This window comes from Erwinia tasmaniensis Et1/99 (assembly GCF_000026185.1).
Taxonomy (GTDB): domain Bacteria; phylum Pseudomonadota; class Gammaproteobacteria; order Enterobacterales; family Enterobacteriaceae; genus Erwinia; species Erwinia tasmaniensis.
In genome coordinates this window covers 2,543,473-2,558,023 of the sequence record NC_010694.1, presented here as the reverse complement: position 1 = coordinate 2,558,023, position 14,551 = coordinate 2,543,473, and the positions used below count along the sequence as shown (strand labels likewise).

The 14,551-nt window shown below is 57.6% G+C and carries 15 protein-coding genes and 1 riboswitch; of the genes, 12 read left to right on the top strand and 3 right to left on the bottom strand.

All coding sequences use genetic code 11. The features are described 5' to 3' along the window. Positions 1-2: 2 nt before the first annotated feature. Positions 3-1,289: an adenosylmethionine--8-amino-7-oxononanoate transaminase gene (gene bioA, locus ETA_RS12450; RefSeq protein ID WP_012441982.1), complete on the bottom strand. Its 1,287-nt coding sequence runs from the start codon at positions 1,287-1,289 to the stop codon at positions 3-5. An 88-nt stretch (positions 1,290-1,377) separates the two neighbouring features. Between bioA and bioB the strand changes: the two genes are divergently transcribed. The 4 genes from bioB to bioD are packed head-to-tail and all read left to right on the top strand — an operon-like array spanning position 1,378 to position 4,957. Next, positions 1,378-2,409, top strand: a complete 1,032-nt coding sequence (gene bioB, locus ETA_RS12445; RefSeq protein ID WP_012441981.1) for a biotin synthase BioB — start codon at positions 1,378-1,380, stop codon at positions 2,407-2,409. Next, on the top strand, positions 2,409-3,563 hold the full coding sequence (gene bioF / locus ETA_RS12440; protein ID WP_012441980.1) for an 8-amino-7-oxononanoate synthase: 1,155 nt from the start codon (positions 2,409-2,411) through the stop codon (positions 3,561-3,563). Before bioB ends, bioF begins: the two co-directional genes overlap by 1 nt. Continuing rightward, positions 3,544-4,296, top strand: a complete 753-nt coding sequence (bioC, locus tag ETA_RS12435; RefSeq protein ID WP_012441979.1) for a malonyl-ACP O-methyltransferase BioC — start codon at positions 3,544-3,546, stop codon at positions 4,294-4,296. The genes bioF and bioC overlap by 20 nt, the downstream gene beginning before the upstream one ends. Next, a complete protein-coding gene (gene bioD, locus ETA_RS12430; protein ID WP_012441978.1) occupies positions 4,289-4,957 on the top strand; it encodes a dethiobiotin synthase in 669 nt (222 codons plus the stop codon). The genes bioC and bioD overlap by 8 nt, the downstream gene beginning before the upstream one ends. A gap of 63 nt (positions 4,958-5,020) precedes the next feature. Here bioD and ETA_RS12425 read toward each other — a convergent pair whose 3' ends face one another. Beyond that, a complete protein-coding gene (locus ETA_RS12425; RefSeq protein WP_012441977.1) occupies positions 5,021-5,737 on the bottom strand; it encodes an ABC transporter ATP-binding protein in 717 nt (238 codons plus the stop codon). Positions 5,738-6,663: 926 nt separating this feature from the next. Between ETA_RS12425 and uvrB the strand changes: the two genes are divergently transcribed. Further along, positions 6,664-8,688 carry an excinuclease ABC subunit UvrB gene (uvrB, locus tag ETA_RS12420; protein WP_012441976.1) on the top strand — a complete coding sequence of 675 codons (2,025 nt, stop codon included), beginning with the start codon at positions 6,664-6,666 and terminating at the stop codon, positions 8,686-8,688. Positions 8,689-8,737: 49 nt separating this feature from the next. Here the strand turns inward: uvrB and yvcK are convergent, their stop codons facing one another. Then, positions 8,738-9,646 (bottom strand): uridine diphosphate-N-acetylglucosamine-binding protein YvcK, encoded by a 909-nt coding sequence (gene yvcK, locus ETA_RS12415; protein WP_012441975.1) that lies wholly within the window; start codon positions 9,644-9,646, stop codon positions 8,738-8,740. 163 nt (positions 9,647-9,809) lie between these two features. Further along, positions 9,810-9,945: riboswitch (molybdenum cofactor riboswitch) on the top strand. Here yvcK and moaA point away from each other — a divergent pair. The 7 genes from moaA (at position 9,936) to ETA_RS12380 (ending at position 14,547) form a co-directional block, all read left to right on the top strand. After that, on the top strand, positions 9,936-10,922 hold the full coding sequence (gene moaA / locus ETA_RS12410; RefSeq protein ID WP_042959015.1) for a GTP 3',8-cyclase MoaA: 987 nt from the start codon (positions 9,936-9,938) through the stop codon (positions 10,920-10,922). (Overlaps the previous riboswitch by 10 nt.) A 15-nt stretch (positions 10,923-10,937) precedes the next feature. Next, positions 10,938-11,453, top strand: coding sequence for a molybdenum cofactor biosynthesis protein B (gene moaB / locus ETA_RS12405; protein WP_012441973.1), 516 nt, complete (start codon positions 10,938-10,940; stop codon positions 11,451-11,453). 1 nt (position 11,454) lies between these two features. Continuing rightward, positions 11,455-11,940, top strand: coding sequence for a cyclic pyranopterin monophosphate synthase MoaC (gene moaC / locus ETA_RS12400; protein ID WP_012441972.1), 486 nt, complete (start codon positions 11,455-11,457; stop codon positions 11,938-11,940). Next, positions 11,933-12,178: a molybdopterin synthase sulfur carrier subunit gene (gene moaD / locus ETA_RS12395; protein WP_012441971.1), complete on the top strand. Its 246-nt coding sequence runs from the start codon at positions 11,933-11,935 to the stop codon at positions 12,176-12,178. Before moaC ends, moaD begins: the two co-directional genes overlap by 8 nt. 1 nt (position 12,179) lies before the next feature. Continuing rightward, positions 12,180-12,641 (top strand): molybdopterin synthase catalytic subunit MoaE, encoded by a 462-nt coding sequence (gene moaE, locus ETA_RS12390; RefSeq protein WP_012441970.1) that lies wholly within the window; start codon positions 12,180-12,182, stop codon positions 12,639-12,641. Next, positions 12,638-13,723, top strand: a complete 1,086-nt coding sequence (locus tag ETA_RS12385) for a DUF1615 domain-containing protein (protein WP_012441969.1) — start codon at positions 12,638-12,640, stop codon at positions 13,721-13,723. Before moaE ends, ETA_RS12385 begins: the two co-directional genes overlap by 4 nt. A gap of 113 nt (positions 13,724-13,836) precedes the next feature. Further along, the gene (locus ETA_RS12380; RefSeq protein WP_012441968.1) at positions 13,837-14,547 is read left to right on the top strand and encodes a Bax inhibitor-1/YccA family protein; all 711 of its coding nucleotides are present in this window, start codon (positions 13,837-13,839) and stop codon (positions 14,545-14,547) included. Positions 14,548-14,551: the final 4 nt, after the last annotated feature.

Sequence of the window (14,551 nt, the reverse complement as noted above, 5' to 3'; positions counted from 1 at the left end):
CGCTAGCTAAACAGATCGGGACGGACGACGGCCGCGCTAACGGCAGCGGTTAACTGCTGCAACGCCTCCGGCGTGATGACATACGGCGGCATCAGGTAAATTAGCTTGCCAAACGGCCGGATCCAGACCCCCTGCCCGACAAAGAACTGCTGTATCGCCGCCAGCGCCACGGGGCGCTGCGTTTCCACCACGCCGATCGCGCCAAGCACCCGGACATCCGCGACGCCCGGCTGCGTACGTAACGGCAGCAGCGCCGTGCGTAGCCGGGTTTCAATCGACGCCACCTGTGCCTGCCAGCGGTTCTCCTGGAGCAGCGCCAGACTCTCGCTGGCGACGGCGCAGGCCAGCGGGTTAGCCATAAACGTTGGGCCGTGCATAAAGCACCCCGCCGCGCCGTTGCTGATGGTGTCGGCGACATGGCGCGTGGTTAAGGTGGCGGACAGCGTCATGGTGCCGCCGGTCAGCGCCTTGCCCACGCAGAGGATATCCGGGCTGATGTGCGCATGTTCGCAGGCAAACAATCTGCCGGTGCGGCCAAACCCGGTGGCTATCTCATCCGCGATCAGCAGCAGCTGATAGCGGTCGCAGAGGGCGCGTACTCGTTGCAGATAGCGCGGATGGTAGAAGCGCATCCCGCCCGCGCCCTGCACGATCGGCTCAAGGATCACCGCCGTCAGCTGGCGGTGATGTTGGCTTATCAGCTGTTCAATGGCGTCGGCGTCACTTTCCTGCCACTCGTCATCGAAACGACAGCCTGGCGCAGGCGCGAAAAGATGTTCGGGCAGATAGCCCTGATACAGGCTGTGCATTGAGTTTTGCGGGTCGCACACCGACATCGCGGCAAAAGTATCGCCATGGTAACCATGACGTAGCGTGAGAAAACGCGGCCGCTTTTCACCGCGAGCCTGCCAGTATTGCAGCGCCATTTTCATCGCCACTTCCACCGCGACTGACCCCGAATCAGCCATAAACACGCACTCCAGCGGGGCCGGCGTCATCGCCACCAGCCTGCGGCACAGCGCCACCGCCGCCGGATGGGTGATCCCGCCAAACATCACGTGCGACATCTGCGCCAGCTGGCCCTGCAACGCCTGGTTAAGGCGCGGATGGTTGTAGCCGTGGATCGCCGCCCACCAGGAGGACATGCCGTCCACCAGCTGGCGGCCATCGGCCAGTTGAAGTGACGTTCCCTGGGCGGCAACCACCGGGTAACAGGGCAGCGGCGCGCTCATTGAGGTATAGGGGTGCCAGATATGGTTACGGTCAAAGGCAAGATCGTCCGGAGTCATAAAATCACTTGTAAACCAAAAATAAAAAATTTAGTTTACAAGTATAACCAGGCCGTACCGACAATTGACAGATTTTTTGGAGCAAGCAATGGCAACACGTTGGACTCTTTCACAGGCGCAGGCGCTGTTTGAAACGCCTTTTCTCGAACTGATGTTCGAAGCCCAGCAGATACACCGTCACTATTTTGACCCGCGCCAGGTGCAGGTCAGCACGCTGCTGTCGATCAAAACCGGGGCCTGTCCGGAGGACTGTAAATACTGTCCGCAGAGCGCCCGTTACAAAACCGGGCTGGAAGCGGAGCGCCTGATGGAGGTGGAAGAGGTGCTCAGTTCGGCGCGTAAGGCGAAAGCCGCCGGATCGGGCCGTTTCTGCATGGGGGCCGCGTGGAAGAATCCCCATGAGCGTGATATGCCGTATCTGGAAAAGATGGTGCAGGGGGTGAAGGAAATGGGGATGGAAACCTGCATGACGCTGGGCTCGCTTAGCGAGCAGCAGGCGCAGCGGCTGGCACACGCCGGGCTGGATTTCTATAATCACAACCTGGATACCTCACCGGAATTTTACGGCAGCATTATCACCACGCGCAGTTATCAGGAGCGTCTTGATACGCTGGGCAAAGTGCGTGAGGCCGGGATTAAAGTCTGCTCCGGCGGTATTGTCGGGCTGGGCGAAACGGTACAGGATCGCGCCGGGCTGCTGGTGCAGCTGGCAAACCTGCCGGAGCCGCCGGAAAGCGTGCCGATCAACATGCTGGTCAAGGTGAAAGGGACGCCAATGGCCGATAATGACGACGTCGACCCGTTTGACTTTGTGCGCACCATCGCGGTGGCGCGCATCATGATGCCGCGCTCCCACGTGCGGCTTTCCGCCGGACGTGAGCAGATGAGCGAACAAACCCAGGCGATGTGCTTTATGGCCGGGGCCAACTCCATCTTCTACGGCTGCAAACTGCTGACCACCCCCAATCCGGACGAGGATAAAGACCTGCTGCTGTTCCGCAAGCTGGGGCTTAATCCACGACACGGCACCACAGAGTCCGGGGATAACGCGCAGCAGCAGGCGCTGGCCGCTCAGTTACTGAGTGCCGATACTGAACAGTTTTACAACGCGGCGCGGTAATGGCCTGGTCACAGCGTATTGAACAGGCGCTCGTCAAACGCCGCCTGGACGGACAGTATCGTCAGCGTCACCCGACCGGGCAGGCAGATGGCCGCACGTTGAGCGTGGCAGGGCATAATTACCTCAATTTTTCCGCTAACGATTACCTGGGGCTTAGCCACGACGGGCGCGTCGTCCGTGCCTGGCAGCAGGGGGCGGAGCGCTATGGCGTGGGTGCCGGGGGATCGGCGCATGTCACCGGCTACCGCGCTCCGCAGGCAGAGTTGGAACACCAGCTGGCAGACTGGCTTGGCTACCGGCGGGCGCTGCTGTTTATCTCTGGCTTTGCCGCCAATCAGGCGGTTATCGCGGCGATGATGGCAAAAAATGACCGTATCTTTGCTGATAAGTTGTGCCACGCCTCGCTACTGGAAGCCGCGAGCCTGAGTCCGGCCACGCTGCGCCGCTTCGGCCATAACCAGCCGTCCGCGCTGGCAAAACTGCTGGCAGCGGAAGGCGAGGGGGAAACGCTGGTGGTGACGGAAGGGATATTTAGCATGGACGGCGATCGCGCTGCGCTGAAGCCGATTCATCAGCTTGCCCGGGATCGCGATGGCTGGCTGCTGGTCGATGACGCGCATGGCGTGGGCGTGTGCGGCGAGCAGGGGCGCGGCAGCTGCTGGCAGCAGGGCGTACAGCCTGAACTGCTGATTGTCACCTTTGGTAAAGCGTTCGGCGTCAGCGGCGCGGCGCTGCTGTGCAGTGACGCCACGGCGGAATATCTGTTGCAGTTTGCCCGTCACCTGATTTACAGCACCGCCATGCCGCCCGCACAGGCCTGTGCCATTCAGGCTGCGCTAGGCTGTGTTCAGCAGGGCGACGATCTGCGCCAGCGGCTGGCGGCCAATATCACCCGCTTTCGTCAGGGCGCGCGCGGGCTGCGCGGGCAGCTGGCGTCGTCCGACAGCGCCATTCAGCCACTTATCGTCGGTGATGAGCAGAAAGTCCTGGGGCTGGCCCGGCGGCTGCGGGATCGCCGCTGCTGGGTGACAGCCATCCGCCCGCCGACCGTGCCGCCCGGCACTTCGCGCCTGCGTATTACGCTAAGCGCAGCCCATCGTGAGAATGATATTGACCACTTGCTGGAGGCGCTGCATGCAACAGACGGTGAATAAACGGGCGATAGCGGCCGCTTTTGGCCGCGCCGCGCGCAGCTACAACCAGCATGCCGAGCTACAGCGCCAGTGCGGCGAGCGGCTGCTGGCCCATGCCCGCCCCGGCGACGCGCTACGGGTACTGGACGCCGGCTGTGGCACCGGCTGGTTCAGCCAGCGCTGGCGAGCGGACGGGCATCGGGTTACCGCACTCGATCTGTCAGAAAAAATGTTACAGCAGGCGCGTGATAATCAGGCGGCGGATGATTATCACACCGGCGACATTGAAGCGTTGCCCTTCGCCGACGCCAGTTTTGACCGCTGCTGGAGCAATCTGGCCGTCCAGTGGTGCAGCAGTCTTCCCCTGGCGCTGCGCGAACTGCGGCGCGTCACGAAACCGGGCGGGCAGGTACTGTTTTCAACCCTGACGGAGGGATCGCTTAACGAAGTCCGTGCGGCTTGGCAGCACCTCGGGCGCAGCGCACCGCTTAACCATTTTGCCAGCCTGCCGGTGATTGAGCGGGCGGCGGACGGCATGACGCTGGCGAGCTATACGCTGACGCTGGCATTCCCGGACGTGCTGAGCGCGCTGCGTTCGCTAAAGGGCATCGGCGCAACCCATCTGCATCAGGGGCGCTCAGAGAGCATGATGAGTCGGCGTGATGTGCAGCAGCTGGAGCAGGTATGGCGGCGCGATGCGCGCGGCTGCCTGCTAAGTTATCAACTGGTATCAGGAGTGATTGAGTGTGAGTAAACGTTGGTTTGTCACCGGAACCGATACGGAAGTGGGTAAAACCGTTGCCAGCTGCGCATTGTTGCAGGCGGCCACGGCGGCGGGCTACCGCTGTGCAGGTTATAAGCCGGTGGCCTCTGGCTGTGAGGTGACCGCGCAAGGCCTGCGTAATGAGGACGCGCTGGCCTTACAGAAATACAGCAGCGTGCGTATGCCCTATGACATGGTCAACCCGCTGGCATTTGCTGAACCGACCTCACCGCATATTATCAGCGCCGAGGAGCAGCGCCCGATTACCGCCAGCCAACTTTCTGCCGGACTGGCGGCGGTCGCGGCGCAGGCTGACTGGGTGTTGACCGAAGGGGCCGGAGGATGGTTTACGCCGCTTTCCGAAAGCTTCACCTTCGCAGACTGGGTGGTTCAACGGCAGCTGCCGGTGATCCTGGTGGTGGGGGTTAAGTTGGGATGTATTAACCATGCGCTGCTGACCTCGCAGGCGGTGCTGTCCAGCGGTCTGACGCTGGCAGGCTGGATAGCCAACGGGATCCAGCCCGCAGGCAGACGACATCACGAGTATCTGGCGACGCTGCGTGCGCGCATTGCGGCCCCCTGTCTTGGTGAGATCCCCCATCTGACGGGGCCGGATCGCGACGATATTGGGCGGTATATCACTCTGCCTTAGGCTTTTCAGCCGACAGGAGCGAAGCGGTTCCCGTCGGCAACGCCGTGCATATCGCCACGGCCTTCACACCGCCAGCCACGTATTGACCACCCTGTCATCCAGCTGTGCCACTTTACCCTGAGCCACGTTACGCCCCCGATGCAGCAAAAGAAAACAGTCTGCAACACGGCGGATAAACGACAGGCGCTGCTCCAGCAGCAGGATGGTGATACCGAAGTCATGATTCAGACGGTGGATCATATTGCCCATCTCCTCTTCCAGCCAGGGTGACATGCCCTCCGTGGGTTCATCCAGGATCAGCAGGCTTGGCTGCAATACCAGCGCCCGCGCCAGCGCCAGCTGCTGCTGCTGGTCAATGGGCAGTTCGCCGCTACGCTGATGGCGCAGCGACCAGAGCGCTGGAAACAGATCGAAAACGCTCTTTGGGATGGCCCGATGGCTCGATGTCCCGGCTCCGGCCAACAGGGCGATCTGCAAATTATCCTCAACGCTCATTTGAGAGAAAATGTGCCGGCGTTGCGGTACATAGCCTATGCCGAGCGCGGCACGGGTTTCTACCGGCTGTAACAGCAGGTCCTGTGGCGGGCCGCTGGTGCCCTGCCAGGTCATGGAGCCGCTTTTAATCGGCAAATGTCCCATGATGCAGTTCACCAGCGTGGTTTTGCCCATGCCCTGCTGCCCGATAATACCGGTGCAGGTGCCGGGTTCGAGTTCTAAATCGACGTCCCACAAAATGTGGTTTTGCCCGTAGAACTGATTAACAGAGCGTAAACTGAGCATCTGACACTCTCCTCCAGAAAGTTTTAGATCGCAGCTGTTTTGCGTACGCTCTCTGTCGTATGGCAAACAGTCCGGCGTTCCGTTAAGAACCCCTGCGGCTTTATGCTTGTTGCTAAGGTGTTGTGAAAGCATGTGGCACCAGGAAAATGACTCACAGTGAATCAAAGCAATTAACGGGCCAGATTTGGTGAAAGGTGGGGTATTTGCTGCGCAGCTCACCATTTTGTGGGTAATTGATGAGTAAATCTAAACTATTCAGCGCGGTAAATAGCCTTTTGCACCGGGTCAGTGCGTGTATAGAACCCCCGGTGGTGCAAATGCCATATAAAAAGCCATCGAGGGTGTTTACGCCGCTATGGCAAGAAAAAGCGCCACCGTCAGGCTGAAAATGCGCATCTTCTCACCGCTAATGCGCGCCTGATACGCTAAAAAAAAGTCAAAAAAAAATATTTAACAGGTTTAATCGTACGTGGGGACGGTTTATACACATCAGACGCCTCAAGCGTTGAAAACAGTTATCCACTATTCCTGTGGATAACCTTGTGTATTAGGTTGTGAAAACCTGCGCAAGGCGAGAGCGGGCGCGGCCTGGAGGCGGGTTGCTGCGAAACTCGACTTTCATTTAGACTGCTTGAAAATCAACTGGTTAACTAAAATCAATAAGGCACATCATATTGAATCTATCGGCAACCCATTTTATGTCAATGCTATTGACAAATGTTAAAATCTCAAACTCTCTGGGGATAACCTTTTTGTTTAGCCCTTGTGCCACAAAACGCAGTGTTGGGCAAAAAGGGGGCTTTTAGTGAGAAAGTGGCATCATGCGATAGGGCTGTAATTATATCCAGTATTTATTGCTGGCAAAATCGTCAATGACGAGTAGAATTAAATCCGGTTCGTGTCCTTTTTCATCAGGTAGCCTGTTAATGAGCAAAGTCTTCAAACTCAACTCCGAATTTAAACCCGCCGGCGATCAGCCGGAGGCGATCCGCCGCCTCGAAGAGGGGCTGGAAGATGGTTTAGCCCATCAGACCCTGCTTGGGGTAACCGGGTCGGGTAAAACCTTTACCGTTGCTAACGTGATTGCCGACCTGAATCGTCCGACGATGGTGCTGGCGCCCAATAAAACGCTGGCGGCGCAGCTTTACGGAGAAATGAAAGAGTTTTTTCCGGATAACGCGGTAGAGTATTTTGTCTCTTACTACGATTACTACCAGCCTGAAGCCTATGTTCCCAGTTCTGACACCTTTATCGAAAAAGACGCGTCCGTAAATGAACACATCGAGCAGATGCGCCTGTCGGCGACGAAAGCGCTGCTGGAACGTCGTGACGTGGTGGTGGTGGCGTCCGTTTCCGCTATTTACGGCCTGGGCGATCCCGATCTCTATCTGAAAATGATGCTGCACCTGTCGCGCGGCATGGTTATCGATCAGCGCGCCATTCTGCGCCGCCTGGCAGAGCTGCAATATACGCGCAACGATCAGGCTTTCCAGCGTGGGACTTTCCGTGTGCGGGGTGAGGTCATTGATATCTTCCCCGCGGAGTCCGATGACTATGCGCTGCGCGTGGAGCTGTTTGACGAGGAGGTTGAGCGGTTGTCCATTTTTGACCCGCTGACCGGCCAGATAGAATCGGTGATCCCGCGTTATACCATCTATCCCAAGACTCACTACGTCACGCCGCGTGAGCGCATCCTGCAGGCGATGGAAGAGATCAAGGATGAGCTGGTGGAGAGGAAAAAAGTCCTGCTGGATAACAATAAGCTGTTGGAAGAGCAGCGCCTGAGCCAGCGAACCCAGTTCGATCTTGAAATGATGAACGAGCTTGGCTACTGCTCCGGGATTGAAAACTACTCGCGCTATCTTTCCGGGCGCGGGCCGGGTGAAGCGCCACCCACCCTGTTTGACTACCTGCCCGCCGACGGCCTGCTGGTGATTGACGAGTCCCATGTCACCATTCCACAGATTGGCGGCATGTACCGTGGTGACCGCGCGCGCAAAGAAACGCTGGTGGAATACGGCTTCCGCCTGCCGTCGGCGCTGGATAACCGCCCGATGAAATTTGAAGAGTTTGAGGGGCTGGCACCGCAGACCATCTACGTTTCCGCCACGCCGGGTAATTACGAGCTGGAAAAGTCTGGGGGCGAAGTGATTGACCAGGTGGTGCGTCCTACCGGCCTGCTCGATCCGATTGTCGAAGTGCGTCCGGTGGGCACCCAGGTGGACGATTTGCTCTCTGAAATTCGACAACGTGTGGCGATCAACGAGCGCGTACTGGTCACGGTGCTGACGAAACGTATGGCGGAAGACTTAACCGAATACCTCACGGAGCACGGTGAACGGGTGCGCTATCTGCACTCGGACATTGATACCGTAGAGCGCGTGGAAATCATCCGCGATCTGCGTTTGGGCAAGTTTGACGTGCTGGTGGGGATCAACCTGCTGCGTGAGGGGTTGGATATGCCAGAGGTCTCGCTGGTCGCGATCCTCGATGCGGATAAAGAGGGCTTCCTGCGTTCTGAACGTTCCCTGATCCAGACCATCGGCCGTGCGGCGCGTAACCTCAACGGTAAGGCTATTCTCTATGGCGACAAAATTACCCCATCAATGGCGCGTGCGATCGGTGAAACCGAGCGTCGCCGTGAGAAGCAGCAGCTGCACAATGAAGAACACGGCATAGTGCCGCAGGGCCTGAACAAGAAAATCTCCGATATTCTGGAGCTGGGCCAGGGGCTGGCGAAGAACAAGGCCAAACCGCGTAATATGAAAGGGCGCAGCATTGTGGAAGACGATCCGGCTCATGTCGATCTTACTCCGCAGGGGCTACAGAAGCGTATTCATCAGCTTGAAGCGCAGATGCAGCAGCATGCTCAGAACCTGGAGTTTGAGGAAGCCGCGCAGGTTCGTGACCAGCTGCACCAGGTGCGTGAGCTGTTTATCGCCGCATCCTGACGGTCCCACGGCAGCACGAGGCGCGCATCGCACCGTGCTGCCAGACCCGTCAGTCCAGCGTTTGTATCGCGCGCTCCAGCGCCAGGCGCAGCAGCTGACGGTCATGGCGGTAAGGTACATCTCCCGCCTCCAACGGTTGCTGGATCACCAGGCGTTGCTCCAGGCGGGCATGATCGGTGCAGGGGCCCAGCACCAGCGTATCAATGACCTGCTTTCCTATCACCTTTTCCATCATTTCCAGCTTGTCAGCGGTGGTCAGCCCGGCTGCCGCCGGACTCAGCTCTTTACCCAGATTGCCGATAAAGACCATTTTCGCCGGGGTGCGGCGCAACGCCTGGGCAATTTCCGGCAGCAGTAAAACCGGCATCAGGCTGGTGTAAAAACTGCCGGGGCCAACCAGGATCAGATCTGCCTGTCCAATCGCGTCTATAGCTTCACGCGTGGCGGACGCCGCCGGGGAGAGCATCAGCTCCCGAGGTGGCCTCGTCATCTGGTCAATTTCCGTCTCACCATATATAAGCTGCCCGTCCTCGTCACACGCCACCAGATCGACCGGTTGTTCGGACATCGGGATGAGAAATGCGTCAACCTTAAGCAGATTGCGGATCAAATTAATCGCATCTAACGGTCGGACGCTAAGATGATCCAGGGCTTTTAGCATCAGATTGCCAAGGTTATGCCCTGCCAGTTCGCCATTGCCGCTGAAGCGGTATTCAAACATCGCGGCGGCTATGCTGGGTTCGGCAATGAGCTGATTAAGACAGTTGCGCATATCTCCCCAGGCAATCCCCCCTTCGGAGCGACGGATACGCCCGGTAGACCCGCCATTATCCGTGGTGGTCACAATGCCGGTCAGGCGTGAACCCAGAGAGTAGAGGGAAGACATCACGCGGCCCAGCCCGTGTCCTCCCCCCAAAGCCACCACACGGTCGAGGTCAGCTAAAGTGCGATTGCGCATTATTTTCCCATGATGTTATCAGCAGAGTATCGCGTGATATTTTACGCTATCTGGCAGATAAAGTGCCGCGAAAATTCGCTATATATCAAAATGTATAGCGAAACTCTGTGCTGGTAACCACAAATCATTAGCGCTAAAATTCTCCTTACCACGGTCTGCCGATGTCGGCCGATCACACTTAAGCTCTGATACCTGTGTCCTGACGGATATGGTGTCATGGCCGCAACCCTCGAGTTGCCAGGGTGCAGAAAGAAATGACTGCATCTCCCGTTTTGGAAAGGTGTCAACGGTGTCACAATTTACTGATAACTTCGCGCGCAGGTTTTACTACCTGCGTCTGTCGATCACCGACGTGTGTAACTTTCGTTGCACCTACTGTCTGCCCGACGGCTATCAGCCTCAGGGGACGCAAAATAAAAGTTTTCTGACGCTGGATGAAATCCGTCGCGTGACGCGTGCATTCGCCGCTGCGGGTACGGAAAAGGTGCGTCTGACCGGCGGTGAACCGTCAATGCGCCGCGACTTCACCGACATTATTGCGGCGGTGCGCGAAAATGACGCCATTCGTCAGCTGGCGGTGACCACCAACGGCTACCGGCTGCAACGCGACGTGGCGCGCTGGCGCGCTGCCGGACTGACCGCGCTAAACGTCAGTATCGACAGCCTGGACGCCCGCCAGTTTCACGCCATTACCGGCCAGGATAAATTCGATTTGGTCATGCGCGGCATTGATGCGGCTTTTGACGCCGGCTTCAGCAAGGTTAAGGTGAATACCGTGTTGATGCGCGACGTCAATCATCAAAGCCTTGAGACCTTTCTCGACTGGATACGCTCCCGGCCAATCCAACTTCGTTTTATAGAGCTGATGGAAACCGGTGACGGCGGCACACTGTTTCGTCAACACCATATTTCCGGCGCCGTTATCCGTGACCAACTGATCCAGCAGGGCTGGGTTTTGCAGGCGCGTGCGCGTAGCGATGGCCCAGCCCAGGTGTTCCGGCATGAAGATTATCAGGGCGAAATTGGCCTGATTATGCCTTACGAAAAAGAGTTCTGTGCCAGCTGTAATCGTCTGCGCGTTTCGGCTACGGGCAACCTGCATCTTTGTCTGTTCGGCGATGGCGGCGTGTCGCTAAGAGATCTGCTGGCGCATGACGGCCAGCAGGAGGCGCTACAGGCGCGTATTGCCGCCAGTCTGGCGACGAAAAAACAGACGCATTTTTTGCATCAGGGCAATACCGGAATCACACAGAACCTTTCATTTATCGGCGGTTAAGCTAAGGACTCGATAATGGGCAACAGTAGCTCGGATTTTATCCCTTTGAACGTGGCGGTACTGACCGTTTCCGATCGGCACAGCGTCGACAGCGACAGTTCCGGCAGCTATCTGCATGAGGCGCTAACCGAGGCAGGGCACCAGGTGCTCGATCGTGCCATTGTCCCTGACAACCGTTACCGCATCCGTGCCGTCGTTTCCAGCTGGATCGCCAGCCGGGATGTGCAGGTGGTGCTGATAAACGGCGGTACCGGCTTTAACGATAAAAACTGTACTCCGGAGGCAATCGGGCCTTTGTTCGATCGTGAAGTTGAAGGATTCGGCGAACTGTTCCGGATGATCTCCTGGGAGGATATCGCCACCTCAACCGTGCAATCGCGCGCGCTGGCCGGTATCGCCAATGGTACGCTAATTTTTGCCGTTCCCGGATCGACCGGGGCCTGCCAGCTTGCCTGGGAGCGCATTATTCAGCCCCAGCTCGACGCCCGTACCCGGCCCTGTCATTTTGTCTCGCACCTGAAGAAACCGTAATATGTCCCAGCTGACTCATATCAATGCTGCCGGAGAGGCGCATATGGTGGATGTTTCCACCAAACAGGAAAGCGTGCGCGAAGCGCGTGCGCAGGCGTTCGTGGTGATGCTCCCACAAACGCTACAGATGATTATTGACGGTAGCCATCATAAAGGTGATGTATTTGCCACCGCGCGCATTGCCGGTATCCAGGCGGCAAAACGCACCTGGGAGCTTATTCCGCTGTGCCATCCGCTGCTGCTGAGCAAGGTCGAAGTCACGCTGGTCGCTGAACCGGCGCATCATCGGGTGCGTATCGAATCACTCTGCCGCCTGAGCGGCAAAACCGGGGTCGAAATGGAAGCGCTGACGGCGGCTTCGGTGGCGGCACTGACCATTTACGATATGTGCAAAGCGGTGCAGAAAGACATCGTTATTGAGCAGTGCCGCTTACTCAGTAAAAGCGGCGGCAAATCAGGAGATTTCCAGGCGGTTGCTAATGATTAACGTGCTTTTTTTTGCTCAGGTTCGCGAACTGGTTGGTACTGATACAATAGAAGTAGATGCAGAGTACGCCGATGTCGACATGCTGCGCCGCCAGCTGGCGGAGAGGGGGGAGCGCTGGGCGCTGGCGCTGGAACCGGGTAAGCTGCTGGCGGCGGTGAATCAGACGCTGGTGTCGTTACAGCACCCGCTGCGCGCCGGTGATGAAGTGGCCTTCTTCCCGCCGGTTACCGGGGGTTAAGATGGAGACCCGGATCAGAGTGGGTGATGCGCCCTTCAGCATGGGTGATGAACATCGGTGGTTGTCCGCTTCAGATCTGGACGGCGCGGTGGTCACCTTTACGGGCAAGGTGCGTAATCATAACCTCGGTGATGATGTGAATGCGTTGACGCTGGAACATTATCCCGGCATGACAGAGAAAGCGCTGGCGGCGATCGTTGCCGAGGCACGACAGCGTTGGGCGATGCAGCGGGTGACCATCATCCACCGCATCGGTGAGCTGTTCCCCGGCGACGACATTGTGCTGGTGGGCGTCAGCGCCGTTCATCGTGGCGCCGCGTTCGACGCCGCCGAATTTATTATGGATCAACTCAAAACCCGCGCACCGTTCTGGAAGCGCGAGGCCACTGCTGATGGTCAGCGCTGGGTTGCCGCGCGCGAAAGCGATCGGCATGCCGCCGCGCGTTGGAAAGGAAATCAATGAACCGTTATTTGCAAAAGTGTGTGATACCGCTGGCGCTGCTGCTGGCAAGCTGTAGTCAGCATTCGCCAGATACCGCTCCTGCGCAGCGACCCTCTGATGTCAAAGCGCAGATTGCCCGATTACTTCCTCCGGGGGTGAGCGATCGCCAGGGGTGGGCAGGGGACATTTATGTGGCATTCAATGGTCAGAATATCTCTCCTTCCGTCAGCAACCTGTGTGCGGTGATTGCCGTGACCGGACAGGAGTCGAATTTCAGCGCTGATGCGGCCGTGCCCGGCTTGCCGAAAATCGCCTGGGGGGAGATCGATCGCCGCGCGGGGCAGCTGCATATTCCTTCATTTCTGGTGCGTACCGCGCTGATGATCACATCCCCCAACGGTAAAAGCTACACCGACCGGCTGGATCACGTCAAAAGCGAGAAAGAGCTCAGTGCGGTGTTTGATGACTTTATCGATATGGTGCCAATGGGGCAGAAGCTGTTTGGCAACCTGAACCCGATTCATACCGGCGGGCCGATGCAGGTCAGCATCGCCTTTGCCGAGGCTCATGCCAAAGGCTACCCGTATCAGGTGGACGGTTCAATCCGGCGCGAGGTCTTTACGCGTCGTGGTGGCGTGTGGTTCGGCACGATGCATCTGTTAGGTTATCCGGCGAACTACCCTGCGCCGCTGTATCGCTTTGCTGATTTTAACGCCGGCTGGTATGCCAGCCGCAATGCTGCATTCCAGGCGGCGGTGTCTCGTCTTAGCGGTATCAGGCTGGCGCTGGACGGCGATCTGATCAACTACGGTTCGGATAATGCCGGAGGAACCGAAAAGGCCGTACGTCTGTTGGGTAAGCGGCTGGATCACAGCGATCGGGCCATACGGCGCGCGCTGGAGAAGGGCGACAGTGAGGATTTTGACAAAACCGATCTGTGGCGCTCGGTATTTGCCCTGGCAGATAAAGACGCCGGTAAAAAGCTGCCGCGTGAAATCCTGCCCGGTATTAAGCTGGAGAGTCCGAAAATCACCCGCAACCTGACGACCGCGTGGTTTGCCCAACGTGTCAATAGCCGCTATCAGAGCTGTTTGTCACGCTAATGCGTAAACGTGCACAAAACGTTGCGCTTGAAGGCTGGCGGAGTTAATGGGGTATATGCCAGACTTGGAAAGGATTACACTGTTTTTTTCATTCAACTACTTAAGGGGGCATCATGGATAGATATCCACGTTCTAATGATTCAATCGTTCAGCGTGCCGGCAGCGGTATTTCGGTGTATATGGCCCAGGTCTACGGCTGGATGACCTGTGGTTTGCTGCTAACCGCGTTTATTGCCTGGTATGCGGCCAATACGCCAGCGGTAATGCAGCTGGTATTTGCTAACCGCATTACCTTCTTCGGCCTGATCATTGCCCAGCTGGCCCTGGTTTTTGTCCTGTCAGGCATGGTGCATAAGCTCAGTGGAACCGTGGCAACCGGACTGTTTATGCTTTATTCGGCCCTGACCGGGTTGACGATGGCCAGCATCTTCCTTGCTTATACCTATTCCTCTATCGCCAGCACCTTTGTGGTGACCGGCGGGATGTTTGGTGCCATGAGCCTGTGGGGTTACACCACCAAACGCGACTTGAGCGGCATGGGCAGCATGCTCTTTATGGCGCTGATTGGCATTGTATTGGCATCGCTGGTGAATATCTGGCTGAAAAGCACCGCATTAATGTGGGCAGTGACCTACATTGGAGTGGTCGTGTTCGTCGGTTTGACGGCTTACGACACGCAAAAACTGAAAAACATCGGTGAAGGGATCGATGTGTCAGACAAGGAAAATCTGCGTCGTTACTCAATTATGGGGGCGCTGACGCTGTATCTCGACTTTATTAACCTTTTCCTTATGTTGCTGCGCATCTTCGGTAATCGCCGTTAACACA